The organism is Bradyrhizobium sp. CCBAU 45384, assembly GCF_028128665.1.
Lineage (GTDB): Bacteria > Pseudomonadota > Alphaproteobacteria > Rhizobiales > Xanthobacteraceae > Bradyrhizobium > Bradyrhizobium manausense.
Window position 1 is genome coordinate 416,045 of sequence record NZ_LBIZ01000118.1, and the last position, 24,321, is coordinate 440,365.

Here is a 24,321-nt window from a genome sequence, read left to right on the forward strand (position 1 = left end):
TTTCGATCGTGAAGATTGCGTGGGCACGCTCCGCTTTGCCCACCCTACGATACTGCCTCCGGGGCACGAGATCTCACGAGGTCATCAAGCGCCTGTGAGATGAGGACGAGGTTTCTCGCATGGCGACAATCCTCGAAGGATTCTTTCTGCATTCTTGTCCGCAACAACACCCTCATTTCTATTTGCACCACCTCCCTTGCGGCCCACTCCATCCCCTCAAAAATCATCCAGACGACCACATCGGGAGACCGGCCATGGGCCTGCAAGAAACAAAAATCGAATCGCTTCCCTTCGTCACCGCTGAACTCAATTACCTCGCGCCTGTGTCAGGCAAGCCGCGCACCTATGCTTTCGATCCACCGCCGGGGGAGCCGAAGAGCACCTCGCTGCCGGAGCCGCATCTGGTGCCGATCTTCGATGCGCGGCTGATCGCAGAAAATTTCTCGCTCGATCGCGAAGGTTTTGCGCTGGTGCGCCATCCGCATCAAGTGAAGGATTTTTACAACGATGAGGAAATCCGCAGCGTCTACTATCCTGCCGTCGAGGCTTTCCTGCGCGCGACATTGAAGGCCGACCGTGTCTTCATCTTCGACCATACCGTCCGCAAGCGCGTCGAAGGTGCTCCCGACATTCGCGACGGCGGGCCGCGACAGCCTGCGACGCGCGTGCATGTCGACCAGACCGTCGTCTCCGGCGCCAATCGCGTGCGCGAGCATCTGCCTGACGAGGCGGAGGAGCTGCTCAAGGGCCGCGTGCAGGTGATCAATCTGTGGCGGCCGATCCGCGGTCCCTTGCGCGATTCACCGCTCGCCATGGCCGACGGCACGACGGTGGCTTCAGAAGATCTCGTCGCTTCGGACCTGATCTATCCCAATCGGCGCGGTGAGACCTATTCGGTGAAATACAATCCTGATCATCGCTGGTTCTATGTTCCCGAAATGACACCGGACGAGGCGCTGCTGCTCAAATGCTATGATTCCGCAACTGACGGCCGCACCCGCTTCGCGCCGCACACCGCCTTCGTCGATCCGACCACGCCACCGGATGCCCCGCCGCGCGAAAGCATCGAGGTGCGTACCCTCGTCTTTCATAAACAGTAACAATGTGTGATGGACCCGCCGGGCATGGCCCGGCGGAGTTCCCGGAACCATTGGAACCGGACGACGTTGCAGCGCCGGGCAGGGCGAACCGGGAGCGGTGCCGTGCGAGCGCAGCCGACGCTATTGTATTGCCTGACGATTTTCTCGCTTTCTGCATTTTCCGTCGCCCACGCCGAAAGCGGACTTGCCTCATACTATGGATACGGAAAAGCCGCGAGGAGCGGCGAGCTGACTTGCGCGCACCGGACGCGTCCGTTCGGCAGCGTGCTGAAAGTGTCCTATAGCGGACGGACGATTCAGTGCCGCGTCAATGATCGCGGCCCTTTCATCCGCGGCCGTATCGTCGATCTCTCGGTGCCCGCCGCCCGTGCGCTCGGCATGATGAGTGCAGGCGTGGTGCGGGTCTCGGTGGAATAGCTCTGCCTTCGCGCTATAGTGCCGCCCGAGGCAAGGGGGGCGTTATGGCTCGCATCAGGGTGGGACTCGTCGGCTGCGGCTTCGTGTCGGAGCTGCATATGTATGCATTCCGGCGCGTCTATGGCGTGGATGTCGAGGTGGCCGCGGTCGCCGCGCGCGGCGATCATGTCGTCGCATTCGCGGGCCGCCACAACATCCCGCGCGTCTATCGCAGCTTTGCGGAGCTGATCGCGGACCGCGAGCTCGATGTGATCGACATCTGCACGCCGCCCAATCTCCATGCCGAGATGATCGTCGCCAGCATGCAGGCCGGCAAGCACGTCATCTGCGAAAAGCCGTTTGCCGGCTATTTCGGCCGCGATGGCGACCAGCAGCCGATCGGCAGGCACGTGCCAAAGGCCCTGATGTATGAGCGCCTGATCGAGGAGATGGACGCCACCCGCGCCGCGATCGAGCGCACCGGAAAACTCTTCATGTATGCCGAGGACTGGATCTACGCGCCTGCAGTGACCAAGACCGCCGAGATCCTCAAGGCCACCAAAGACAAGATCCTGTTCATGAAGGGCGAGGAGAGCCATTCCGGCTCGCACGCCGCGCATGCCGCACAATGGGCGATGACCGGCGGCGGCTCGCTGATCCGGATGGGCTGCCATCCGCTCTCGGCGGTGCTCTATCTCAAGCAGGTCGAAGCGCGCACGCGAGCGGAGAAAATCCATGTCGTCAGCGTCACCGGCGATATCGGCAATGTCACTGCCGTCCTCAGGCCGGACGAACGCACCTACATCAAGGCCAAGCCCGTCGACGTCGAGGATTGGGGCACGCTGACCGCGACCTTCTCCGACGGCACCAAGGCCACGATATTCTCCGGTGACATGATCATGGGCGGCGTGCGCAATTTGATCGAGACCTACACGTCGGGCGGATCGCTGTTCGCCAACATCACGCCGAACAATCATCTGATGAGCTACCAGACCTCCGAGGAGAAGCTCGCGAGCGTCTACATCACCGAGAAGGTCGACCGCAAAACCGGCTGGCAATATGTGTGCATTGAGGAGGAATGGACGCGAGGCTATCTCCAGGAGATCCAGGATTTCATGGAATGCGCCGCCACGGGACGACAGCCTTTGTCGGACCTCGCGCTGGCCTACGAGACGATCAAGGTCAACTATGCCGGCTATTGGGCCGCGGAGGAGGGGCGGCGGGTGGTGCTGTAGCTGTCGCCAAGCGACTATTCTCTCGAGCGCTTCAATTCTGCGTCGTGTTGCTCGTCCATCCCATCAGGGTCGGAAGGAGCGTCATCCGGGAGAAACTGCGTTGGATGCTTGCGGATGAGCAGAAGCTGCTTGCGCATCTCGGCAAGGCGGGCACGGCAGAATTCCTTGTAGAGCAGTTCGAATATGGCGGGCATTGTCACCCCCATCGCTGCAATTCAAGCTCTGAAATATCTGATCCCGCTGCACGGCTTCTTCGAAGATGCGAGCCGGTTTGCCTGAGAGGCCAACCCGAGCTGAAATGCCGTTGGTTGTCCGGTTTGTACGCACGAAAATCGAGCGCCGCCAGTAACCCAGTTCACACTCTAGATGGCTTTTGTTTCAAAGCGACTTCGTCTCACAACCAGCGCGAGTTGCCGGGCGGACCAAAATCCAACCATAGCGCGCAAACAATGACCGGTGGGTGTAAGTGTTCCTGCTTGCACGCGGTCGGCGCCGACGTGTTGTCGACGCCGCTTCTCCCCCTCCGGGCAGGGCAATCACCATTGGAATTGACGACGACCTGCGGGCTTGCTCCGCCTCTCCCGCTTGCCAAGCGGGAGAGGGAGCCCAGTGCCGATGCCGTCGCATCGTGCATCCATCTGCGATAGATCTGCGGAGGGCAAGTCGCCTCTTTCACGCCCCGTAGGTCGATCCCTTCGGCAGCGGAAACACCGGGTCTTGTGTCCTGATGTTGGTCGGCCACACCACGGAAATGTGCTCGCCGGCGTTCTGCATCACCACCGGCGTGGAGCGTTCGTTCTGGCCTGATAGCGGCGTGCCCGGCGGGAAGAACTTCACGCCATAGCCCTGGATGGTGCCGCCGGGCGGGATGTCGACGTCGAGCGCGGCTTTGCGAATGGCTTCCGGCTCGAAGCTGCCGTATTTCTCTTTCGCCACCGGCAGCACGTTGTTGAGCAAGACCCAGGTCTGATTAAAACCCATCGAGCAGTGCGGCGGTACATCAGTTGCATTGGTCTTGGCTTGGTAGCGCGTGACCATGGTCTTGATCAGCTCGCCCAAGCCCGGCGCCAGCTTCGAGGGATCCAGCAATTGCGCCGGCACCGGATCGATGTTGCAGAAATTGTCGATGTCGGTGCCGAAGGTCGCCCGCAACTTGTCGAGCTGGCTGTAACCGGCGCCGTTGCCAAACAGCATCTTGAAGCGCAGCCCGCTCTCGCGCGCCTGCCGCAGCAGCAGGGTGATGTCGGGGTTGTAACCGGCATGCGAGATCACGTCGGCCTTGGCGCGCTTGATCTTGGTGACGAGCACCGAAAGATCGGGGGCCGATGCCGAATAACCCTCCTTCAGCACGATCTGGAGACCGGCTTCCTTGGCATAGGCTTCGTCCGCAGCGGCGACGCCGACGCCATAGGGACCGTCCTCATGGATCAGCGCGATCTTGACGTCCTTCGGCTCCATGCCGAGCTTCGCCTTGGCATGCTCGCTCATGAAGCCAGCAAAGGCCTGGCCGTATTGATCCGAATGGATCTGCGCGCGAAACACATATTGCAGGTTCTTGTCCTTGAACACGGCGGTCGACACCGCGGTCGTGATCCAGAGGATCTTCTTCTGCTGTTCGACCTTGGCTGCGAGCGGCACCGCATGCGCGCTGGCATAGACGCCGTTGAGGATGTCGATCTTCTCCTGGCTGATCAGGCGCTCGGCCTCGTTGATCGCCACGTCGGGCTTGCTCTGGGAATCCGCGGCGACCGGAACAATCTTGGTCTTGCCGCCAATGCCGCCCTTCTCGTTGACGAGATCGATCGCGATCTGCGCGCCGACCGAGGAGGCGACCGAGCCGCCCGCGGCGAATGGTCCGGTGAGATCGTAGATCAGGCCGATGCGCAGAGTCTCGGCTTGCGCCTGGGCCCGGGTCCAATCGAGGCTGAGCGTGGCGGCGGCAGCCGCCGTACCCTTCAGCAGCTGCCTGCGTGAAGTCGGCATCCTATCCTCCCTCGGATCAGTCATTTGCGACCGGTCTTATGTTTTCCGCAAGTATTTGGAGGGCGATTCCGAAAGTCAACATGCGCCGCACTAGGCAATTCGGATGCATGCAGCCGAGCGTGATCGCGTCGGAATTTTTCCCTGAGTCTCATTCTTTTTGCGCCGTGCCGTGCTTTGGTTCGCAATCATTCCTCGGCATTGCATCGGGGTGGAGGCGAACATCCGCCTGTCGCGCGTGGATTTTCAGCTTCGCCGCGACGCGACATCGCTTTCCGCAGATGCGATGGCATCGCTTCACGCGTTGCAGCAGGGCAGGGCCCATGACCGGCATTCGGCTTGTGCGCCTCGGAGGTTGCGTGGCATCCTAGCGCGGTAAATTGCACGGGAAGCCCAATTCCCGGCTTGGCCATTGCGCCGCATTATGGGTGGAAACAAAAGCTCAGGAGAAGAGATATGGTTTGGACGCTTCGTTTTACGGGGCTCGCCTGCGTTGGCCTGTTGCTGTCCTCCGTCAGCGCCCTCGCAGGGCCCAAGGTCGTGTCCGGTCCGGGCGCCGATCCCGGATGTTTCAAGCCCTGGTCATCGGAGACCAAGTTCTTCCAGTGGGACAAGAAGCCCGGTCCCTACAAGATCGCCCTCGTCAACGGCTTCGTCGGCAACACCTGGCGCATCCAGATGGTGAAGACCGCCAAGGCCTTCGCCGCGCAGCCGGGCATCAAGGAGAACATCAAGGAGTTCAAGGTCGTCTCCACCGGCACCGATGTTGCAGCGCAACTCGGCGCGATGGAGGACTTCATCAATCAGGGCTTTGACGCCATCGTCACCATCGCGGTCGCCCCTGACGGCTTCGACCGCATCATCCGCCTCGCCGACAAGAACAACGTGGTCGTGGTGCCCTTCGACAACGTCCTCGACACCGACAAGGTGATGATGGTCAACGAGGACCAGAAGGAAATGGGCCGCATGTCGGCGAAATGGCTGATCGATGAGAGCGGCAAGAAGGGCGGTGACATTCTCGAGGTGCGCGGCCTGCCGGGCAATTCCGTCGACCGCGACCGCCATCTCGGCTTCCGCGAGGTGATGGAAGCGCCGGGCAACAGCTTCAAGATCACCGAAGTGGTCGGCAATTGGGATACCGGCACCTCGCAGAAGGTGACGGCGGATGCGCTCGCGGTGCACGGCCATTTCGACGGCGTGTTCACGCAAGGCGGCTCCGACGGCACCGTGCAGGCGATGATGGCGGCCAAGCACCCCTTCGTGCCGATGTCGGGCGAGGGTGAGAACGAGTTCCGCAAGCAGATCGCCGATCACGCCAAGGACGGGCTCAAGGGCATGTCCTACGGCCAGTCGCCGGCGCTGGTCGCGATCGCCACCAAGGCGGCGATCTCGGCGCTGCAGGGCAATGTCATGCCGCAGCTGATCTCGATTCCGATTCCGGTTGCGACCTACAAGGACCTCAAGCCTGGTGAGAACTACTGGCCGGAACTGAATGCAAACTTCTTCGCGCCGAACCAGTTCACGCCGTGCGGCGTCAACTTCACGGCGCCGGAGATCATGTCGCAGAGCGAAAAGAACACCCAGTGAGCCTGCTGGAGACGTCACGGTTGCGGCCCGGCCTTCGCCGGGCCGCCGCTGCGTGAGCCCGCCATGTCCGATGCCGTTCTGACCCGTCACGCCTTCCTCACGCTGTCAGGAATCTCCAAGCGGTACGCCGGAGTGCGCGCGCTCGAAGGCGTCGATTTCGCCTGCGAGCGCGGCAAGATCCATGCCGTGCTGGGCGAGAACGGCGCCGGCAAGTCGACGCTGATCAAGATCATCTCGGGTGTGGTGCAGCCCGATTCCGGCAGCATGCGGCTTGCCGGCCAGGACGTCAGCTTTGCGACGCCCTCCGCCGCCAATGCCGCCGGCGTCGTCTGCATCTTCCAGGAGCTGTCGCTGATGCCCGACCTCTCGGTCGCAGACAACATCTCGATCGCATCGCCGCCACGCCGCTTCGGCCTGATCGACGCGCGGGCGCAGCGCCGCTGTGCCGAACAGCTGCTGGCCGAGATCGGCTGCGAGGACGTCAATCCCCTGATGCGCGTACGCGACCTGCCGCTGTCGCGCCGCCAAGTGGTGGAGATCGCCAAGGCGCTCGGCAAGAAGCCGCAGCTCTTGATCCTGGATGAGGCCACCTCGGCCCTCACCAGCGCCGACGTCGAGAAGGTCTACGCCATGCTGGCGCGGCTCAAGGCCGAGGGCGTTGCCATTCTCTACATCTCGCACCGCATGCACGAGGTCGAGGCGCTGGCCGACCGCGCCTCCGTGTTCCGCAACGGCCGCCATATCGAGACCTTCGACAAGGGCAAGCGTTCGACCGCCGATATCGTTCAGCTCATGATCGGGCGCGATATCGCGACCCAATATCCGCCGAAGCCGCCGCGCGGATCGCCGCCGCCGGTGCTTGATATCGAGAATTTGAGCTGGGACCGGCGCCTCGATCGCATCTCGCTCCACGTCGGCGCCGGCGAGATCGTCGGCCTCGGCGGGCTCGATGGCCAGGGCCAGAAATCCCTGCTGCTGGCGCTGTTCGGCGTGCTGCGCGGCGTCACCGGGCAGATCATCGTCGAAGGCCGCGAGGTGCGGCCGGGGTCTCCGGCGGCGGCGAAGTCGGTCGGCATCGCGCTGGTGCCGGAGGATCGCAAGACCGAGGGCCTGATGCTGCCGATGTCGATCGCGGACAATCTGGTGATCGCCTCGCTCGATGCGATCTCAACCGGCCCTCTGGTCGACCGCGCGCGCGAGAGCGACATGATCAAGCGCGCCATCGCGCGGCTGCAGATCAAGATCGGCGCGCCGGGCGATGCGGTCTCCACGCTGTCAGGCGGCAACCAGCAGAAGGTCGTTCTCGCCAAATGGCTGATGACCGAGCCAAAACTCATCCTGCTCAACGATCCCACGCGCGGCATCGACGTCGGCACCAAGCAGGAGCTTTACCGGCTGATGCGCGAGCTCGCCGACCAGGGCGCCGCCATCCTGTTCTACTCGACCGACTATGACGAGCTCATCGGCTGCTGCGACCGGGTGGCGATCATGTATGACGGGCGCATCGTGCGCGAGCTCGAAGGTGACGAGCTCACCGAGACCAACATCATCGCGAGCGCGCTGAATATCGACGCGGCGACGCCGGACGCTGCCGGAGCCGCCCATGCTTGACGATATCGCCATCCGGGTTCGCCAGAACATCGGCATCGTCACCGCCGTCCTGTTGTTCACCATCCTCTATCTGCTCTACAATCTCGCGCACCCCAAGGGCTTCTCGTCGGCGGTTCTGGTGCAGAACGGCGACGAGATCTTTGCGCTCGCCATGCTGGCGATGGCCCAGACCGTGCCGGTGTTGGCGTCGGGGCTGGATCTCTCCGTGGGCGCCGTCATGACCATGGTGGGGTGTTTTGCGAGCTACCTGCTCACGGGGGCGGCGGGCGGCACGCCGCTGCATCTCGACATTTTCGGCCTGCATCTCGGCCTCGGGACCTTTCCCGGCGGGGTGAGCGGCATCCTGCTCGGGATCGTCGTGTGCCTTGCGACCGGCGCGCTGGCCGGCTTCATCAACGGCTGTATCGTCGTCTATGGACGCATCCAGCCGATCATCGCGACGCTCGCGACCGGCGCGGTCTATATCGGCATCGCGCTGTTCCTGCGGCCGACGCCGGGCGGCAAGATCGACGAGGATCTGAATTGGGCGCTGACCAACTCGCTCGGCGATTTCGCCGCGACCGTCCATATTTTCAACGATGGCGCAGCGGCGTGGTTCGCGCCCCTGGCCTGGATCCCGGTGCCGTTCGTGCTGCTGATCCTGATTGCGCTCCTGGTCTGGGTGCCGTTCCGCCGCTCCGTGCTCGGCCGCGCCGTCTATGCGGTCGGCTCGGCCGAGGGCGCCGCCTACATGTCCGGCCTGCCGATCGACCGCGCCAAGATCGCGGCCTTCACGCTCGCCGGCTTCTTTGCCGGCTGTGGCGGGCTGTTCCTCGCCATCCAGACTTCCTCGGGCAATGCCGACATCCCACAGGCCGGCGCCTATACGCTCAACTCGATCGCCTCCGTCGTCATTGGCGGGACCTCGCTGTTAGGGGGCACCGGCAGCGCCATCGGCTCGATCTTCGGCGCCATGGTGCTGCGCGTCATCTCGTTCTTCTTCCGCATCTTCGACATCGCGCCGCTGTTGCAGCCGCTGTTCGAGGGCCTGATCCTGCTGGGGGCGGTCTGCATCGGCGCGCTCGGCGTGCTGCGCGTCAAGAATACGCTGGAGCTGTTTCGATGACGACCGCGTCCCTCGGACTCTCCCGCGACGACCGTCCGATCCTGATCGCGGCGCTGTTCATCCTCGTCATCCTGGTCGCCGGCACGGTCTATACTGTTGCCCGTTTCGGCAGCGCGCCGCTGTTGTCGCCGACCTATTTGTTGCAGCAGCTCCAGATCGGCGCCTTCCTCGGCATTGTCGCCGCCGGCATGATGATGGTGATCCTGATCGCGCAGATCGACCTGTCGGTGCCGTGGACGCTCGCCGCGGCCGCGATGATGGCGACATCGATCGGCGGGCCGCTCGCCATTCCGGTCGGGCTCGGCGTCGGCCTCGTGGTCGGTCTCATCAACGGCATCGGGGTCGCTTACTTGCGCGTGCCCTCGATGATCTTCACCCTCGGCGTCAATGCGGTGATGCGCGGCCTGATGGTCGCGCATACCGGCGGCTACGCTCCGCAGACGGCTGCGACAGACCTGATGCGGATGCTGGCCGGCGACCGCACGCTCGGCATTCCCAACGCCCTGTTCGTCTGGGCCGCAGTATCTGTGATCGTCACGATCATCCTCCAGCGCACGGCGCTCGGACGCTACGTCTACGCCATCGGCAACAAGGAGGCGGCCGCGTATCTCGCCGGCGTCGACACCCGCCGCGTCACGGTGATCTGCTTCGTGCTTTGCGGCCTCGCCGCGGCGCTCGCCGGCGTCCTGCTCGCGGGCTACTCCACCAAGGCCTATCAGGGCATGGGTGATGCCTATCTGCTGCCATCGATCGCCGCGGTGGTGATCGGCGGCACCAACATCCTGGGCGGCCGCGGCCGCTATCTCGGCACGCTGATCGGCGTCGTGCTGATCGTGCTGCTCAACAGCGTGCTCTCGATCATGGACATGCCCGAGGCCGGCCGCCAGGTGATCTACGGCCTCGTCATCATCTTCATGCTGCTGGTCTACGGCCGCGGCGAGCGTGTCACGAGCTGACGCTGCACGATCAGAGGAACGGCGACGCCAGGGCCGGCGTTTCGGCCAGCGCGTGAGCGGCGTATTCGAGCGCGCCCCTGATTTGCGTTCGCGTTGACGGGCCGCCGATGCATATTCTCACGGCCTCGGGCGGTGGATCGCCCACGACGAAGGCGTCGCTTGCGACGACGCCGATGCCGGTTTGCCGCATATGCTCCACGAAAGCCGAGCGCCTCCAGGGCGTCGGCAGCTCGACCCAGAGGTTGAAGCTGAGGGGATCGCCGCGATAGGACCCCTTGGGCAGGATTTCGGCGGCGAGCTTCTGCCGCGCCGACGTCTCGGCGCGGATGAACCGCAACATCGTGTCCGCGGTGCCGTCTTCGATCCAGCGCGTCGCGATCGCCACGGTCAGGGGAGATGCCATCACGGTCGCTGACCGCAGCGCCGAAGCGAACGGCCAGGCCGAGCGCGTATCGGGCACGACGACATAGGCGGCGCGCAGGCCCGCTCCGATGCACTTGGCCAGTCCCGCGACGTGCCAGGTCAGATCGGGCGCGATCGCGGCGAAGGGCGCGTGGCCGTGGCCATGCTCGGGAATGAAGCCATAGGCGTCGTCCTCGATAACAGGCAGCTTGAAGCGGCGGGCGATCGCGACGATCTCGCGCCGTCGCGAATCCGGAATTGTCAGCGTCGTCGGATTCTGCAGCGTCGGATTGAGGTAGATCGCCCTCGGCTTCAGCTTCTTGCAGGCATCGGTCAACGCCTGCGGCTCGATGCCATCCTGATCCATCGGCAGGCCGACGAGGGTGATGCCGAGCTGCGCGGCGATCGACCTGATCCCGGGATAGGTGATCGCCTCGCACAGCACCACCTCGCCTGCCTTTGCGAGGATCGAGAGGATGCCGAGCAGCGCCGGATGGGCGCCCGGCGAGACGAAAATACGGTTCTGTGCCGGCACCAGCGCGCGGCGGCCGAGCCAGCTCGAGGCGGCGTCCTTGTCGGCTTGCGTGCCGCCAAAGCCCTGGTAGCGCAGCAGCGATGCGATGTCGCGCAGCACATGTTCAGCGCCGGCCTGCATGCGCTCGATCAATTCAGGATCGTCGGGCTCGGGCGGCAGGTTCATCGAGAGGTCGACGGGGCGGGGCGGAAAGCTTGTCGCCGAACGCCGCGGCCGCGGCTTGTCGCGAACAAAGGTTCCCTGTCCGACCTTGGATTCAATCAGCCCGCGCTTTTGCGCCTCGACATAGCCGCGCGCGACGGTGGTGAAATCGACGTCGAGGCGCTTGGCCAGTTTCCGCTGTGGCGGCAGGCGGTCGCCGATCACCAGTCGTCCGGCCGCGATGTCGTCGGCAATCGCGTCGGCGATGGCGAGATAGCGCGGCTTGTCGCTGTTCGAGAGATCGGGGCGCCAGTCGGCCATTGCTCGGTTCCGGTCAATTACGTCAGTAGAATTGACTGTATATTGTTGCGAGCGTCCAGGCAATTGTATTGCGCTTTTTGATCACCTTGGCGAGGCGTTCCGGCTGCGCGCGTTGCACATAGATCGAGCGCGCTGCCCAGTATTTTTAAGGCAATATTTTTTGATCATCACGCGAGCACCATCAAATCCAGTCAGGTCTCCATTCAACATTGAATGGATAAGTGAATGCATATTGTATGGTTTGATGATTTGTAGTGCAGAACGCTGCTTGGCACATTGATTGCAAAACCTGATCTCGATCCGGGAGGGCCGGACGTGAACAGGAGGTGTCTATGCCAGCAGTGAACATGCCCGCACGTCAGAAGGGCGACTTTCTTGTCGACTACGAAGAGAAGGTTTTCGAGGACGTCAAAGCAAAGCCGGGTGAGAAGGCGCTGGTCACCTTCCACACCGTCGCGTTCGAAGGCTCGATCGGCCTCGTCAATATTCTGCAGGCGCTGCGCCTGAAGCGGAAGGGCTTTGAGACCTCGGTTCTGCTTTACGGTCCCGGTGTCACGCTCGGCATTCAGCGCGGCTTTCCGAAGATCGGCGACGAGGCCTTCCCCGGCGCGCAGAACTTCAACAACCAGCTCGCGAAATTCATGGACGAAGGCGGCAAGGTCTATGCCTGCCGGTTCGCGCTGCAGGCGCTCTACGGCCATGGCGAGCCGTCGCTGATTCCGGGCATCCGGCCGATCAACCCGCTCGATGTGCTCGACCTCATCCTGCTTCACCGCAGGGACGACGCGTTCATGCTCCACACCTGGACCGTCTGACCTCGGTCGGCCCACGCGACGGACGAGGGAGGATACAGTGACAGCGAAACGCACGGTCAGGGCTGGCGCGATTCAAATCGCGCCGGATCTGGACACGCCGACCGGAACGGTCGACCGGATTCTGGCGGCCATCGCGGAGGCGGCGGGCAAGGGCGTCCAGTTCGCCGTTTTTCCGGAGACGTTCGTTCCCTGGTACCCGTATTTCTCCTTTGTCCGTCCGCCGGTCCTCAGCGGCGCCGAGCACATCCAGCTCTATGACAACGCCGTCGTCGTGCCTGGTCCGGTGACGGATGCCGTTGCGCAGGCGGCCAAGCGCCACGGCATGGTGGTGGTGCTCGGGGTCAACGAGCGCGATCACGGCTCGCTTTACAATACTCAACTCGTGTTCGACGCGAACGGCGCGCTTCTCCTCAAGCGCCGCAAGATCACGCCGACGTTTCACGAGCGCATGATCTGGGGGCAGGGCGATGGCGCCGGCCTGAAGGTGGTCGAGACCGCGGTCGGCCGTGTCGGCGCGCTGGCCTGCTGGGAGCACTACAATCCGCTCGCCCGCTACGCTCTGATGGCCCAGCATGAAGAGATTCACGCGGCCCAGTTTCCGGGCTCGCTGGTCGGGCAGGTCTTCGCCGACCAGATCGAGGTGACGATCCGGCATCATGCGCTGGAAAGCGGATGCTTCGTCGTCAACGCCACTGGCTGGCTGACCGAGGAGCAGATCGCCAAAATCTCGCCGGAGGAGGGCCTGCGCAAGGGCCTGCGCGGCGGCTGCATGACCGCGATCGTCTCACCCGAAGGCAATCATCTGGTGCCGCCACTGACCAGCGGCGAGGGCATCCTTGTCGCCGATCTCGATCTCGCTTTGATCACCAAGCGCAAGCGGATGATGGACTCGGTCGGCCACTACGCCCGGCCCGAGCTGCTGTCGCTGGTGCTGAACGACGCGCCTGCGCGTCCGATGCACGGCTTTCACCCGAACCGCCTCGCACCCATTCCGAAAGACCAATCAGATGAGACCGCAGATGCCGCAGCCCAAGGCGATTCCGATGGCGATGCCGACCGAGCAGCTGATCAACGAATTGCAGTCCTTCGGGGTCCGGCTCGCTGATCCCAAGACCGGGGGAACCAGCCGCCGCGGCGGCGCCGGGCCGTCGGATCACACGCCGTTCACGATCGACGGCGCCACCGTGATGATCCCGGTCCACAACGCGCCGGCCTTCGAGAGTCCCTATCTCGTCGAGCGCCCGGACGCGGCCGGGCGCAGCCGCATCTCGCGCGACGGCGTGGTGCTGGCCGACGTCTCGTTTCCGCTGCGGCCGAAATTCTACGACCGCACCACCGAGGACGGCATTCCCTATTGGAAGATCGCGACCCTGCACGGGCGCGACGTGCTCGCCACCACCGTGCTGCAGACCTGCATTCGCTACCAGAGCCGCACCAAGACCTGCCAGTTTTGCGCTATCGGCCAGTCGCTCGCGGCCGGACGCACGGTCGAGCGCAAGACGCCGGCGCAGCTCGCCGAGGTCGCCAAGGTCGCCGTCGAGCTCGACGGCGTCAGGCACATGGTGATGACGACGGGCACGCCGCACACGTCCGATCGCGGCGCCGGCATCCTTGCCGAGAGTGCGCAGGCCGTCAAAGCCGCCGTCGACCTGCCGATCCAGGCGCAGTGCGAGCCGCCGGATGATTTTGCCTGGTTCGAGCGCATGAAGAGTTCCGGCGTCGACGCGCTCGGCATGCATCTGGAGGTGATCGGGCCCGCCGTGCGGCAAAGGATCATGCCGGGCAAGGCGCAGGTCCAGGTCGCGCAATACATGGACGCGTTTGCCGCGGCCGTTCCGGTGTTCGGCCGCGGTCAGGTCTCGACTTACATCCTCGCGGGACTTGGCGACGAGCCGTCCGAAATTCTCGCGCTGTCGCGCCGGCTGATCGATCTCGGCGTCTATCCTTTCGTCGTGCCGTTCGTGCCGATCGCCGGCACTCCGCTGGAGAGTCATCCGACGCCGTCCGCGGCGTTCATGCATGACATCCTGCGTCCGCTCGCCGAGATGCTGCGCGCCGGCGGTCTGCGCGCCACCGATATCAAGGCAGGCTGCGGCAAATGCGGCGCCTGCTCGGCCCTGTCCACCTACGAACGCGGAGCAAGCGCATGATGTTCGAGCCGTTCAAGCCGTTCGTTGCACCGGAATTCCAGGTGAAGTTCGCAACCGAAGCCTGGGAGCGCAACGCTGCCGCAGCCCTGCGGCGCAAGGTGTTCTGCGACGAGCAGGGCGTGTTTGCGGGCGATGATCGCGATGCGATCGACGTTTCAGCCATTCCGCTCGTGGCCGTGTCGCTGCTCGGTGTCGCCGAGGACGAGGTCGTCGGCACCGTGCGCATTCACGCCGATGAGCACGAGGCGGATGTATGGTGGGGCTCCCGCCTTGCCGTTGCGAAGAGCTATCGGCGTCTCAGCGCAGTCGGTGCCGGCCTGATCCGGCTCGCCGTGTCCTCCGCGCATGCGCGCGGTTGCCGGCGCTTCCTTGCCAATGTGCAAAGTCAGAACGCGCTGCTGTTCCAGCACATGCACTGGCATTCCCTGGGCGAGTTCGAGCTCCACGGCCGGCCGCATCATCGCATGGAGGCCGACCTCGATCACTACCCGCCGTTCCGCACGCCCGAAACCGGCTTCCTGTCACTGGCAAAGCTGGCGGCCTGATCATGCTGACGGACGCCGCGCTCGCAAGCCTCGCCGAAACGCTCCGCAAAAGCCGCGGCATCGCCGCCAAGGCCGACATCGCGGCCGTTGCAGCTGCTCTCGACCTGTCGGGCAGCGACGCCATCGCGGTGGGGGACGATTGCGCGGCGATCCCGGAGGGTGACGGCTACACCCTGTTCGCCATCGAAGGCTTCATGAACGAATTCGTCGCTGCCGATCCCTGGTTCGCCGGCTGGTGCGGCGCCATGGTCAACATCTCCGATGTCGCCGCGATGGGTGGACGACCGACGGCCATCGTCAATGCAATCTGGTCCAATGGCGCGGACAAGGCCGCGCCCATTCTCGCAGGATTGAAGGCTGCGGCGAAGACATTCGGCGTGCCCGTCATCGGCGGGCATACCAATGTGCGCAGCAGCCAGAGCCAGTTCGCCGTCGCGATCCTCGGCCGCGCCAGGCGGCTTCTCACCAGCTTCGACGCCAGGCCCGGCGACAAGCTCATCGCGGCGATCGATCTGCGCGGCCGCTACCGCGAGCCGTTCGCCAATTGGGAGGCGGCGACCGACGCGCCGGCGGAGCGATTGCGGGGCGATCTGGAGATCCTGCCGTCGATCGCAGAAAGCGGGCTCGCACTCGCCGCCAAGGACATCAGCCAGGGCGGCATCGTCGGGACCGCGGCGATGCTGGCCGAGTGCTCGCAGGTCGCCATCACCTTGGACGTCGAGGCGATTCCGATTCCCGCGAGCGCGCCGCTCGAGCGCTGGCTGCTGACATTCCCGAGCTTCGGCTATCTGCTGTCAGCCAGGCCCGGAGACGTCGACGAGATCCTGTCGCGCTTCCAGCGGCGCGGCATCGCGGCCGCCGCGATCGGAGAGGTCAGCGCCGGGACATCGGTGGATATCAGCGCCGGTTCCGCTCGTGCGACGGTCTGGGATTTTGCGGCGCAGCCGCTGATCGGCTGTGGGCCAGGCCAGAGCCATCAGCAGCGGAGCGTGGCATGAGCGGCGACTTGCCCCGGCTTCGCATCGCGATCCTTACCCACTCCACCAATCCAAGAGGTGGCGTGGTGCATGCGCTCGCGCTGGCGGACGCCCTTGCCGACCTCGGACATAGGCCGGTCGCGCATGCGCCGGACCCGACAGGCAAAGGCTTCTTCCGCCGCAGCGTCGCCGCGACGCGCTCGGTGCCTGCATCATCAGTCTCGGGCGACGTCGTCGCGATGGTGGAGGCGCGTATCGCCGACTATGTCAGCTATTTCGAGGATCCAGCGCACCGCCAGTTCGACGTCTTCCACGCCCAGGATGGCATCTCCGGCAATGCGCTCGCGACGCTGAAACAGCGCGGCCTGATCCAGCGCTATGTCCGCACCGTTCATCACATCGATGCATTCGCCGACGAGCGGCTCAGCGAGCTCGACCGTCGCTCGATCGTCCACGCCGACGGCCTGTTCGTCGTCAGCCGGTTCTGGCAGGCGCAGCTGCAGGCGGAGATGTCGCGCGCGGCGACGCTGGTCGGCAATGGTGTCGACACGGCGCGCTATTCGCCCACTGTCGCTCCTGGCGACCAGGTGTTGCGTGCACGGATCGGCCTTCGCGCAGGCCCGATCCTGCTCTCCATCGGCGGCGTCGAGCAGCGCAAGAATACGCTCGGCATTTTCGAGGCCTTCCGCCAGGTGCACGCCGTGCACCGGTCCGCGCAGCTCGTCATCGCCGGCGGGGCTTCTCTGCTGGATCATGGCACGTATCGAGAGCAGTTCAAATCGCGGCTGCGCGATGCGGGCTTGCCTGTTGATACCGTCATCGAAACTGGTCCGCTGGCGGATGCCGAGATGCCATCGCTGTTTCGTCTAGCCGACGTGCTGCTGTTCCCGTCGTTGCGCGAAGGCTTTGGCCTGGCCGTGCTGGAGGCGATGGCGAGTAACGTGCCCGCGGTGGTCTCGCATCTCGCACCGTTCACGGAATATCTCGGCGCGGACGATGTTGCCTGGTGCGATCCGCATCATCCCGGCTCGATCGCGGATGCCGCCCTCAGCGCGCTCGCTGAGCCGCTGCGCTCGCGCCTGATCGCGAATGGCGCCAGGGTCGCCCGGCTTCACGACTGGCGCCGCACCGCCAAGGCCCACATGACGACCTATCAGGACATGCGAGAGGTGCATTATGCCTGAGCTGCACTTCCACGTGCGCTGGCCCGATGAGCGGATCGAGGCCTGCTATTCGCCCTCGCTCGTCATTAAGGACCACTTCGTCGCCGGCACGACCTACGCGCTCGACGATTTCCGCGAGCGCAGCCGCGTCGCGCTGACGATCGCGGCCGAGCGCGTCCGCGAGAAGTACGGCTTCCTCTGCTCGCGTGCGCTCGGTCAACTCGCCCGGATCGAGGCCGCGGCCGCACAGTTCGAGGCCACGCCTGGCGCTTCCGTCACCATCGTCTCGTTTGAAGACTAGCAGGAGCTGATCATGTCCGACCTTCACACTCACTATCCGGTCGTCGTGATCGGCGGCGGCCAGGCCGGCCTGGCGATGAGCGCGCAGCTCAAGGCGCATGGCATCGCGCATATTGTGCTGGAGAAAAACACCATCGCGCATTCCTGGAAGACGCAGCGGTGGGACGCGTTTTGCCTGGTGACGCCGAACTGGCAATGCAAGCTGCCGGGATTTCCTTATGCCGGCAGCGATCCGCATGGATTCATGCTGCGCGACGAGATCGTCAAATATATCGAGGATTTCGCCAGGCGCATCGATGCGCCGGTCCGCGAAGGCGTCGCCGTCACGCGACTCAGGCAATCCGATCGCGGCTTCACGCTCGAGACGACGATGGGCGAGATCGCTGCTGACAGCGTCGTGCTGGCGGTCAGCGGATATCACGTTCCCAAGGTGCTGCCGTTTGCCGACCGGCTCGATTCGTCGATCATGCAGCTCCACTCCTCCGCCTACCGCAATCCGGATCAGCTGCCGCCGGGCGAGATCCTCGTGGTGGGAAGCGGGCAGTCGGGCTGCCAGATCGCGGAGGATCTGCACCTGGCCGGCCGCAAGGTGCATCTCGCCGTCGGCAGCGCGCCGCGGTGCCCGCGTTTCTATCGCGGCCGCGACGCCGTCGACTGGCTCGACGATCTCGGCCAGTACGACCTGCCGGTCGACAAGCATTCGTTGAAAGAGGGGGTCCGCAAGAACGCCAACCATTACCTGACCGGAAGGGACGGCGGCCGTGACATCGATCTGCGCAAATTCGCGCTCGAGGGCATGAAGCTCTACGGTCGCCTCAAGGACGGTCGTGGAACGCGCCTGCAGCTTGGCGATGATCTCCAGGTCAATCTCGACAATGCCGATCGCGTCTATAATGGCATCTGCCGGATGATCGACGAGCACATCGCAAGGAACAGGATCGCCGCGCCCGAGACGCCTCACTACGAGCCCGTGTGGACCCCCGCCGCGGTGCCCACGGAGCTCGATCTCGCAGCGAGCGGCATCACGAGCATCATCTGGACGACCGGCTTCCGCTCCGACTGGTCCTGGGTCGACCTGCCGATGTTCGACGGCACCGGTTATCCAACCCACAAGCGGGGCGTCACGTCGGTCGACGGCGCCTATGTGATCGGCCTGCCCTGGCTCTACACCTGGGGCTCGGGCCGGTTCGTCGGCATCGGGCGTGATGCAGAGTTTGTGGCAGACCACATCGAGGCGCGATCGAGCGCGTCGCACGCTGGCACGTATCAGGCAGCCCCACGCGAGCAATATGCAGCGAGAGAAGCTGTGTAGCCTCGCACGCCCTACACAGCCGCCCGCGTGTTGAGATAGATCGAATACAGCGAGGTCTGTCCGCAGATATAGAGGCGGTTGCGGCGCGGGCCGCCGAAGCAGACATTGGCGACGATCTCGCCGACCGGGACCGTGCCGATGTGGGTGCCGTCAGGCGCGTAGCAGAACACGCTGCGGCCCGCCGAGGTCCAGATGTTGCCATGGACGTCGACGCGGAAACCGTCATAGAGCCCGTCCGGACAGGTCGCAAACAGCGAGGCTTCGCCGACCGTCTGCCCCCTCACTTCATACGACCAGATCGTCGGCGGCAATCCGCGCACATGGGTCGCGCCGGTGTCGGCGACGTAGAGCCGGGTCTCGTCCGGCGAGAAGGCGAGGCCATTCGGCTGCACCCGGTCGGACACGACGCGCGTGATGGCGCCGGTGTTGGCATCGATCCGATAGACGTTGGAGGCGCCGATCTCGGACGGGCTTTGCTGGCCCTCATAGTCGCTGTCGATACCGTAGGTCGGGTCGGAGAACCAGATCGAATGGTCCGACTTGACCACGACGTCGTTCGGCGAATTCAGCCGGCGGCCCTCGAACGCGTCGGCCAGCACGGTGATCGAGCCATCATGCTCGGTCCTGCTGACGCGCCGCATGAAATGCTCGCAGCTCACCAGCCGCCCCTGGCGGTCGGTGGTGTTGCCGTTGGAATTGAAGCTCGGCGCGCGGAACACCGACACCGATCCGTCGGTCTCGTCAAAGCGCATCATCCGGTTGTTCGGAATGTCGGACCAGATCAGGTAGCGCCCGGCCGGAAAATAGGCGGGACCTTCGGCCCAGCGGCAACCGGTGAAGAGCTTTTCGAGATTGACATGGCCGATGACCAGCTTCTCGAAGCGAGGATCGTGAGCGACATAGGGAAGCATGCGTCCTCCTTGATGAGCCGCAAGTTCTTGAGGTGGCCTGCGTGCGGTCGTTAGTTTGATCGACCTTGTCGAATTTGCAAGATGGTTCGCATCAACGGACAAAAACGAAATGCCCGGGAGGGCCCGGGCATCGCGCAGGTGATCTGGCGTTTAGGCCTGTTACTGCGACAGCTTCACGAAGTTCGGAAACTTCAGCTTGCCTTCCGCGATCTTCTCCGGCCAGACCACGACCTGCTTCTCGTCCTGCCACTGGAAGACCAGGCCGGTCACCGCGCCCGGGCCGGACTTGATGCCGTGGGTGAATTCGTCATCCTTGCCGTAGAACTGAATCTTGCCGATCGTGCCTTCGTAGTCGGTCTTCTCGAGTTCGGCGACCATCTTGTCCGGGTCGGTCGATCCCGCGCGCTTGATTGCATCGGTGATGATGTAGACCTCGTCATAGGCGGTGTAGCCGGTATAGGCCGGCGGCGCGCCGAACTTGGCCTTGAACGCGGCCGCGAACGGCTTGGTCTTCGAGGTGACGGCGACGTCGGGCGTCGCGACCGCAAGCGAGGGCACGCCGTCGGCGGCGCCGTTGGTGTCCTTCCAGAAGGTCGGGCTCAGCGCCTGCGCGCTGATGCCGAACATCGGCACCGGCACCTGCTGGTTCTTCCACTGCACCGTCGGCTGCACGCCGACATGGGAGATGCCTGTCACGATCACATCAGGCTTCTTGCCTTCGATGTTGTTGAAGATCGGTGTGAAGTCGGTGGTGTCAGGCGAGAAGCGCACATGCTCGACGACCTTCAGCCCCGCCTTGGGCAGGCAGGCCTCGTAACCGACGTCGAGCGGCTTGGTCCAGGCGGCGTCCTCGCTCATGATCGCGACGGTCTTCATGTGCATCTTGTCGACCAGCAGATCCTTGGCCGCGTCGCAGACGAGTTGGGCCTGGGCGGCAGAGGTCAGATAGCCGTGGAAGGTGTACTTGTTCTTCTCATAGTCATTGTGGATCGCCTTGGTGATCTCGTTCGAGGCGGCGCCCGGCGTGATCAGCGGCATCTTCAGCCGCGCGGCCCAGGGCTCCAGCGCCAGCACAACCTCGGAGATGTAGCTCGCGATCACGGCAGAAACCTTGTCCTCGCTTACCGCGCGCTGGAACGCGCGCACCGAGTCGGCCGAGGAGCTCTTGTTGTCATAGGTGACGATCTCGACCTTGCGGCCGAGGATGCCGCCCTTGGCGTTGATCTCGTCGGCGGCGATCTGCGCGCCGCCGGGTGTCGCCGCGCCTGCGATCGCCTGCACCTCGGCGATGACGCCGATCTTGATCGGGTCGTTCGACTGCGCGTAGGCGGGAGCTGCGAGGCATAGCGCCAGAGCGGAGGTGAGGAAGGCGGAACTCAAAGCCGTCGATGATCGCATGGTCGTTTCCCTTTCGTTTTTTGTTGAGACGCGAACTCAAAGAAAATCGGCGCCGGCCTCCGCGGCAAAGCGGCCAGGATCGCCCTCCCAGACGATCCTGGCGTGCTCCAGCACATAGACGCGGTCGGCATGGGGCAGCGCGAAGGTCACGTTCTGCTCGCCGAGCAGCACGGTGATCGATGTGGTCTGCCGCAACTTCTCCAGCGCCTTGGAGAGCAGCTCGAGGATGACGGGCGCAAGACCGAGCGTCGGCTCGTCCAGGATCAGGATTTGCGGCTGCATCATCAGCGCGCGGCCGATTGCCAGCATCTGCTGCTCGCCGCCTGACAGCGTTTGCGCCATCTGCCCCTGGCGCTCCTTCAGGATCGGAAACAGCTCGAACAGCCAGGCGAGCTGTGCTGCGCGCTTGGCGTCGTCCAGATGCTGGCCGCCGAGATCGAGGTTTTCCCGCACCGTCATCTCGCCGAACAGCTCGCGCGACTCCGGGCATTGCACGAGGCCGCTGCGGGCGATCTTGGCGGGGCTGGTGCCGCGCAGCTTCTCGCCGCCCCGGACGATCTCGCCGGTGTAGGGCAGGAAGCCGGAGATGGTGTTGAACAGCGTGGTCTTGCCGGCGCCGTTGAGGCCGACGATGGAGACGAACTCGCCCTCGTGGATGTGGATGGAGACATTCTCCAGCGCCTGCGCCTTGCCGTAATGGACGCTGACATTCTCGACCTGGAGCAGCGGGACCTTGTCCTTGAAAGTGGTCTCGGGCCGCGCATGGGTCTCGATGGCGCCGCCGAGATAGACCCGCCGCACGGTCTCGTTTCGCATCACCTCGTCGGCCCTGCCGGTGACGATCTCCTCGCCGAGATACATTGCCAGCACGCGGTCGACCAGGGCCGCGACGCTCTTGACGTTGTGGTCGACCAGCATCACCGCGCGGCCGTCATCGCGGAAGCTGCGGATCAGGTCGGAGAACACGTCCACCTCGGCGCGGGTGAGACCGGCGAAGGGCTCGTCGACCAGCACCACTTTTGGGTCGCGCGCGATCGCTTTTGCAAGCTCGAGCCGGCGCAGATCGGCGAAGGGCAGCGTCGGCGGGCGGCGGTTCATCACGGAGCCCAAGCCGACGCGGTCGGCGATCCATTTGGCGCGCTCGACCAGCGCCTTGTCCGGAAACAGCATGAACAGGCTGTCCGGCAGCAGCGCCACCATGATGTTCTCCAGCACCGTCTGCCGGTTCAGTGGCCGCGAGTGCTGGAACACCATGCCAAAGCCCTTGCGCGCGATCTTGTGTGCGGGCAGGCCGGCGACATTCTCGCCTTCGAACACGACGTCGCCCGCGGTCGGGCGCTCGATGCCCATCACGCTCTTCATCGCGGTGGACTTGCCCGAGCCGTTCGGCCCGATCAGGCCAAAGATCTCGCCGCTGTTGACGTCGAAGTTGAGGTTCTTCACCGCGGTCAGGCCGCCAAAGCGCTTGGTGAGGCCGCGGACTTCGAGCACGGGCCGGTTGGAAAGCCTCTGATCCATTACGAGCGAGCCTCGCGCGAGAGGGCCGCTCCTAGGAAGCCGCCGGGGAAGAACAGGACGACGAGCAGCGCCACCGCCGAGACGATGAAGGTCGCAAGCTCGCCGGTCGGGCGCAGAAACTCGCCGGCGACGATCAGGAAGATCGCGCCCAGCGCCGCGCCGAGCACGGTGCGCCTTCCGCCGAGCACGGCCGAGACGATGACGTTGACGCCGACCGCGACGTCGACGACGGTGCCGACCGAGGCGGTGCCGAAGTAGAACACCAGCAGCGCGCCTGACAGCCCCGAGAAGAACGCGCTGACGATGAAGGCGGCGAGCTTGTGCTTGACGATGTTGAAGCCGAGCGCGCCGGCCTGCACCGGATCCTGGCCGCTGGCTTGCAGCACGAGACCGACGGGGGATTGCGACAGGCCGTAGAGGATCGCCGCCGAGATCGTCATGAAGCCGAGCGCGATCCAGTAATTGGCGCCGGCATTGATGGTGATGACGTCAGGGATGGTGAGACCGATCTCGCCGCCGGTGAGGTCGGCGAACACGACGACGAAGTTTTGCAGCATCAGCACCGCGACCAGCGTGGTTAGGCCGAAATACGGTCCGCGCACGCGCAGCGCCGGCAGCGCCAGCACGAGGCCCGCTATGACCGAGGCAAGCGCGCCGAGCACGATGCAGAGATAGACCGACCAGCCAAGCTGGGCATTGAGGATGCCGGCCGTGTAGGCGCCGACGCCGATCAGGAAGGTCGGGCCGAAATTGACCTCGCCCGCAAAGCCGAACAGCAGGTCCCAGGCCATCGCGAATACGCCGAAATAGAACGCGACCGTGAGCAGCCCGAGCACGTAGCCGGAGACGTAGAGCGGCAGCGTCGCCGCGATGATGACGAGCGCCAGCGAGACGAAGAACAGGCGCGAGGTAAAGAATCCGGCCATCTCAGCGCCTCCCCAGCAGGCCCTGGGGCCGGATGTACATCACGAACACGAGCAGCAGCAGCGCCGGAATGGTGCGATAGGCCGGCGAGACCAGATAGGCCGTGAGCGTTTCGAGATAGCCGACCACGAAGGCCGCGATCAGCGAGCCGGAGACGCTGCCGAGGCCGCCGAGCACCACGATCGAGAACGCGCTCGCGGTCAACGGTCCGACGCTGTAGGAGCTGACCCCCAAGAACATGCCGAGCAGCACGCCGGCGATGCCGGCGAGGATGCCGTAGATCGCCCACACCACGATATAGATGTTGGTGAGCTCGAGCCCGAGCAGGGTCACGCCGCGCGGATTCATCGAGGCCGCCAGCACAGCCTTGCCGGTGCGGGTGCGGTTCACCAGGAGCCACAACAGCGCGATGACGAGGCAGCACACGATCGCGGTGAAGATCTCGTTCGTGGGCGTACGGACGCCGAGGATATCGACCACGCCTTCGACGATCGGCAGCACGGTCTTGGCGTTGTTGGTGAAGAAATAGGCGATCAGCTCCTGGATCATGATGCCCCAGAGCAGGGTGCCGGTGAGTACGAAAATCTCCTTCTCCTCATTCGGGATGCGCCGGGAATCCTGGATCGGCTTCACGACGGCGAAGTAGGTGAGGAAAGCGGTGAGGAGAGCGACGCCGACGCCAACAAGTGCGCCGGCATAGGTGCCGACGCCCAGAATGCTCGCGGCGGCCCATGCCGCCACCGCCGCCGCCACCATGATGGCGCCGTGGGAGAGGTTGAGCACGCCGGAGACGCCGAAGATCAGTGTGAAGCCGGTGGCACCGAGAGCGTAGAGAGCGCTGATGGCAAAGCCATCGATCAGAATCTGGAAAGCTCGCATTGAAGATTGGCAATCCGGTCTGTGGGCTGGCAGTCAGGCTGCCGCTTTGAGGAAAGGTGC

General features: G+C 64.4%; 23 protein-coding genes. 15 read left to right on the top strand and 8 right to left on the bottom strand.

Annotated features, from left to right (window positions below):
* Positions 1-254: 254 nt before the first annotated feature.
* The 3 genes from XH80_RS35745 (at position 255) to XH80_RS35755 (ending at position 2,731) form a co-directional block, all read left to right on the top strand.
* Entirely contained in the window at positions 255-1,100 is an 846-nt protein-coding gene (locus tag XH80_RS35745) for a CmcJ/NvfI family oxidoreductase (RefSeq protein WP_271602655.1), read from the top strand.
* Positions 1,101-1,202: 102 nt separating this feature from the next.
* A complete protein-coding gene (locus tag XH80_RS35750; RefSeq protein ID WP_057750533.1) occupies positions 1,203-1,517 on the top strand; it encodes a septal ring lytic transglycosylase RlpA family protein in 315 nt (104 codons plus the stop codon).
* A 44-nt stretch (positions 1,518-1,561) separates the two neighbouring features.
* Entirely contained in the window at positions 1,562-2,731 is a 1,170-nt protein-coding gene (locus tag XH80_RS35755; RefSeq protein ID WP_271602656.1) for a Gfo/Idh/MocA family protein, read from the top strand.
* A 14-nt stretch (positions 2,732-2,745) separates the two neighbouring features.
* On the opposite strand, the gene XH80_RS35760 is transcribed toward XH80_RS35755, so the two are convergent.
* Both XH80_RS35760 and XH80_RS35765 read right to left on the bottom strand, forming a co-directional pair.
* Positions 2,746-2,925 (bottom strand): hypothetical protein, encoded by a 180-nt coding sequence (locus XH80_RS35760; protein WP_271602657.1) that lies wholly within the window; start codon positions 2,923-2,925, stop codon positions 2,746-2,748.
* Between the two features lie 478 nt (positions 2,926-3,403).
* Positions 3,404-4,714, bottom strand: a complete 1,311-nt coding sequence (locus XH80_RS35765) for an ABC transporter substrate-binding protein (protein WP_271602658.1) — start codon at positions 4,712-4,714, stop codon at positions 3,404-3,406.
* A 453-nt stretch (positions 4,715-5,167) separates the two neighbouring features.
* Between XH80_RS35765 and XH80_RS35770 the strand changes: the two genes are divergently transcribed.
* The 4 genes from XH80_RS35770 (at position 5,168) to XH80_RS35785 (ending at position 9,970) form a co-directional block, all read left to right on the top strand.
* Positions 5,168-6,298: a sugar ABC transporter substrate-binding protein gene (locus tag XH80_RS35770; RefSeq protein WP_271602659.1), complete on the top strand. Its 1,131-nt coding sequence runs from the start codon at positions 5,168-5,170 to the stop codon at positions 6,296-6,298.
* A 63-nt stretch (positions 6,299-6,361) separates the two neighbouring features.
* Complete coding sequence (locus XH80_RS35775; RefSeq protein WP_271602660.1) at positions 6,362-7,909, top strand: sugar ABC transporter ATP-binding protein; 1,548 nt, start codon at positions 6,362-6,364, stop codon at positions 7,907-7,909.
* Positions 7,902-9,014, top strand: coding sequence for an ABC transporter permease (locus tag XH80_RS35780; protein WP_271602661.1), 1,113 nt, complete (start codon positions 7,902-7,904; stop codon positions 9,012-9,014). The genes XH80_RS35775 and XH80_RS35780 overlap by 8 nt, the downstream gene beginning before the upstream one ends.
* Positions 9,011-9,970 carry an ABC transporter permease gene (locus XH80_RS35785; protein ID WP_271602662.1) on the top strand — a complete coding sequence of 320 codons (960 nt, stop codon included), beginning with the start codon at positions 9,011-9,013 and terminating at the stop codon, positions 9,968-9,970. Before XH80_RS35780 ends, XH80_RS35785 begins: the two co-directional genes overlap by 4 nt.
* 10 nt (positions 9,971-9,980) lie before the next feature.
* Here XH80_RS35785 and XH80_RS35790 read toward each other — a convergent pair whose 3' ends face one another.
* Positions 9,981-11,369 carry an aminotransferase-like domain-containing protein gene (locus XH80_RS35790; RefSeq protein WP_271602663.1) on the bottom strand — a complete coding sequence of 463 codons (1,389 nt, stop codon included), beginning with the start codon at positions 11,367-11,369 and terminating at the stop codon, positions 9,981-9,983.
* A gap of 332 nt (positions 11,370-11,701) precedes the next feature.
* Here XH80_RS35790 and XH80_RS35795 point away from each other — a divergent pair, with 332 nt between their 5' ends.
* From XH80_RS35795 to XH80_RS35830, 8 genes are read left to right on the top strand one after another with little or no spacing between them, the layout of a single operon-like run.
* The gene (locus XH80_RS35795; RefSeq protein WP_188100874.1) at positions 11,702-12,184 is read left to right on the top strand and encodes an MSMEG_0572/Sll0783 family nitrogen starvation response protein; all 483 of its coding nucleotides are present in this window, start codon (positions 11,702-11,704) and stop codon (positions 12,182-12,184) included.
* 37 nt (positions 12,185-12,221) lie between these two features.
* Complete coding sequence (locus XH80_RS35800; protein WP_271602664.1) at positions 12,222-13,289, top strand: Nit6803 family nitrilase; 1,068 nt, start codon at positions 12,222-12,224, stop codon at positions 13,287-13,289.
* Positions 13,204-14,334 (top strand): MSMEG_0568 family radical SAM protein, encoded by a 1,131-nt coding sequence (locus tag XH80_RS35805; protein ID WP_271602665.1) that lies wholly within the window; start codon positions 13,204-13,206, stop codon positions 14,332-14,334. The genes XH80_RS35800 and XH80_RS35805 overlap by 86 nt, the downstream gene beginning before the upstream one ends.
* Positions 14,331-14,879 carry an MSMEG_0567/Sll0786 family nitrogen starvation N-acetyltransferase gene (locus tag XH80_RS35810; RefSeq protein ID WP_220004475.1) on the top strand — a complete coding sequence of 183 codons (549 nt, stop codon included), beginning with the start codon at positions 14,331-14,333 and terminating at the stop codon, positions 14,877-14,879. The genes XH80_RS35805 and XH80_RS35810 overlap by 4 nt, the downstream gene beginning before the upstream one ends.
* Positions 14,880-14,881: 2 nt before the next feature.
* Entirely contained in the window at positions 14,882-15,877 is a 996-nt protein-coding gene (locus tag XH80_RS35815) for a sll0787 family AIR synthase-like protein (protein ID WP_271602666.1), read from the top strand.
* On the top strand, positions 15,874-17,040 hold the full coding sequence (locus XH80_RS35820) for an MSMEG_0565 family glycosyltransferase (RefSeq protein WP_271602667.1): 1,167 nt from the start codon (positions 15,874-15,876) through the stop codon (positions 17,038-17,040). The genes XH80_RS35815 and XH80_RS35820 overlap by 4 nt, the downstream gene beginning before the upstream one ends.
* Positions 17,033-17,320, top strand: a complete 288-nt coding sequence (locus XH80_RS35825; protein ID WP_271602668.1) for an MSMEG_0570 family nitrogen starvation response protein — start codon at positions 17,033-17,035, stop codon at positions 17,318-17,320. Before XH80_RS35820 ends, XH80_RS35825 begins: the two co-directional genes overlap by 8 nt.
* Positions 17,321-17,332: 12 nt before the next feature.
* A complete protein-coding gene (locus XH80_RS35830) occupies positions 17,333-18,631 on the top strand; it encodes an MSMEG_0569 family flavin-dependent oxidoreductase (RefSeq protein ID WP_271602669.1) in 1,299 nt (432 codons plus the stop codon).
* 11 nt (positions 18,632-18,642) lie between these two features.
* On the opposite strand, the gene XH80_RS35835 is transcribed toward XH80_RS35830, so the two are convergent.
* The 5 genes from XH80_RS35835 to XH80_RS35855 all read right to left on the bottom strand — a co-directional run bounded on the left by XH80_RS35835 (position 18,643) and on the right by XH80_RS35855 (position 24,261).
* Positions 18,643-19,542 (bottom strand): SMP-30/gluconolactonase/LRE family protein, encoded by a 900-nt coding sequence (locus XH80_RS35835; RefSeq protein WP_271602670.1) that lies wholly within the window; start codon positions 19,540-19,542, stop codon positions 18,643-18,645.
* 159 nt (positions 19,543-19,701) lie between these two features.
* A complete protein-coding gene (locus XH80_RS35840; protein WP_271602671.1) occupies positions 19,702-20,940 on the bottom strand; it encodes an ABC transporter substrate-binding protein in 1,239 nt (412 codons plus the stop codon).
* A 36-nt stretch (positions 20,941-20,976) separates the two neighbouring features.
* Complete coding sequence (locus XH80_RS35845; protein WP_271602672.1) at positions 20,977-22,458, bottom strand: ATP-binding cassette domain-containing protein; 1,482 nt, start codon at positions 22,456-22,458, stop codon at positions 20,977-20,979.
* Positions 22,458-23,384: a branched-chain amino acid ABC transporter permease gene (locus XH80_RS35850; protein WP_271602673.1), complete on the bottom strand. Its 927-nt coding sequence runs from the start codon at positions 23,382-23,384 to the stop codon at positions 22,458-22,460. Before XH80_RS35850 ends, XH80_RS35845 begins: the two co-directional genes overlap by 1 nt.
* Position 23,385: 1 nt before the next feature.
* On the bottom strand, positions 23,386-24,261 hold the full coding sequence (locus tag XH80_RS35855) for a branched-chain amino acid ABC transporter permease (protein ID WP_271602674.1): 876 nt from the start codon (positions 24,259-24,261) through the stop codon (positions 23,386-23,388).
* Between the last annotated feature and the right edge of the window lie 60 nt (positions 24,262-24,321).

Bases quoted from the DNA above. Each gene is read 5' to 3' on its own strand.
- XH80_RS35745 (WP_271602655.1), top strand. From the start codon at position 255: ATGGGCCTGCAAGAAACAAAAATCGAATCGCTTCCCTTCGTCACCGCT.
- XH80_RS35755 (WP_271602656.1), top strand. From the start codon at position 1,562: ATGGCTCGCATCAGGGTGGGACTCGTCGGCTGCGGCTTCGTGTCGGAG.
- XH80_RS35760 (WP_271602657.1), bottom strand. From the start codon at position 2,925: ATGCCCGCCATATTCGAACTGCTCTACAAGGAATTCTGCCGTGCCCGC.
- XH80_RS35765 (WP_271602658.1), bottom strand. From the start codon at position 4,714: ATGCCGACTTCACGCAGGCAGCTGCTGAAGGGTACGGCGGCTGCCGCC.
- XH80_RS35770 (WP_271602659.1), top strand. From the start codon at position 5,168: ATGGTTTGGACGCTTCGTTTTACGGGGCTCGCCTGCGTTGGCCTGTTG.
- XH80_RS35775 (WP_271602660.1), top strand. From the start codon at position 6,362: ATGTCCGATGCCGTTCTGACCCGTCACGCCTTCCTCACGCTGTCAGGA.
- XH80_RS35780 (WP_271602661.1), top strand. From the start codon at position 7,902: ATGCTTGACGATATCGCCATCCGGGTTCGCCAGAACATCGGCATCGTC.
- XH80_RS35785 (WP_271602662.1), top strand. From the start codon at position 9,011: ATGACGACCGCGTCCCTCGGACTCTCCCGCGACGACCGTCCGATCCTG.
- XH80_RS35790 (WP_271602663.1), bottom strand. From the start codon at position 11,369: ATGGCCGACTGGCGCCCCGATCTCTCGAACAGCGACAAGCCGCGCTAT.
- XH80_RS35795 (WP_188100874.1), top strand. From the start codon at position 11,702: ATGCCAGCAGTGAACATGCCCGCACGTCAGAAGGGCGACTTTCTTGTC.
- XH80_RS35805 (WP_271602665.1), top strand. From the start codon at position 13,204: ATGCCGCAGCCCAAGGCGATTCCGATGGCGATGCCGACCGAGCAGCTG.
- XH80_RS35810 (WP_220004475.1), top strand. From the start codon at position 14,331: ATGATGTTCGAGCCGTTCAAGCCGTTCGTTGCACCGGAATTCCAGGTG.
- XH80_RS35815 (WP_271602666.1), top strand. From the start codon at position 14,882: ATGCTGACGGACGCCGCGCTCGCAAGCCTCGCCGAAACGCTCCGCAAA.
- XH80_RS35820 (WP_271602667.1), top strand. From the start codon at position 15,874: ATGAGCGGCGACTTGCCCCGGCTTCGCATCGCGATCCTTACCCACTCC.
- XH80_RS35825 (WP_271602668.1), top strand. From the start codon at position 17,033: ATGCCTGAGCTGCACTTCCACGTGCGCTGGCCCGATGAGCGGATCGAG.
- XH80_RS35830 (WP_271602669.1), top strand. From the start codon at position 17,333: ATGTCCGACCTTCACACTCACTATCCGGTCGTCGTGATCGGCGGCGGC.
- XH80_RS35835 (WP_271602670.1), bottom strand. From the start codon at position 19,542: ATGCTTCCCTATGTCGCTCACGATCCTCGCTTCGAGAAGCTGGTCATC.
- XH80_RS35840 (WP_271602671.1), bottom strand. From the start codon at position 20,940: ATGCGATCATCGACGGCTTTGAGTTCCGCCTTCCTCACCTCCGCTCTG.
- XH80_RS35845 (WP_271602672.1), bottom strand. From the start codon at position 22,458: ATGGATCAGAGGCTTTCCAACCGGCCCGTGCTCGAAGTCCGCGGCCTC.
- XH80_RS35850 (WP_271602673.1), bottom strand. From the start codon at position 23,384: ATGGCCGGATTCTTTACCTCGCGCCTGTTCTTCGTCTCGCTGGCGCTC.
- XH80_RS35855 (WP_271602674.1), bottom strand. From the start codon at position 24,261: ATGCGAGCTTTCCAGATTCTGATCGATGGCTTTGCCATCAGCGCTCTC.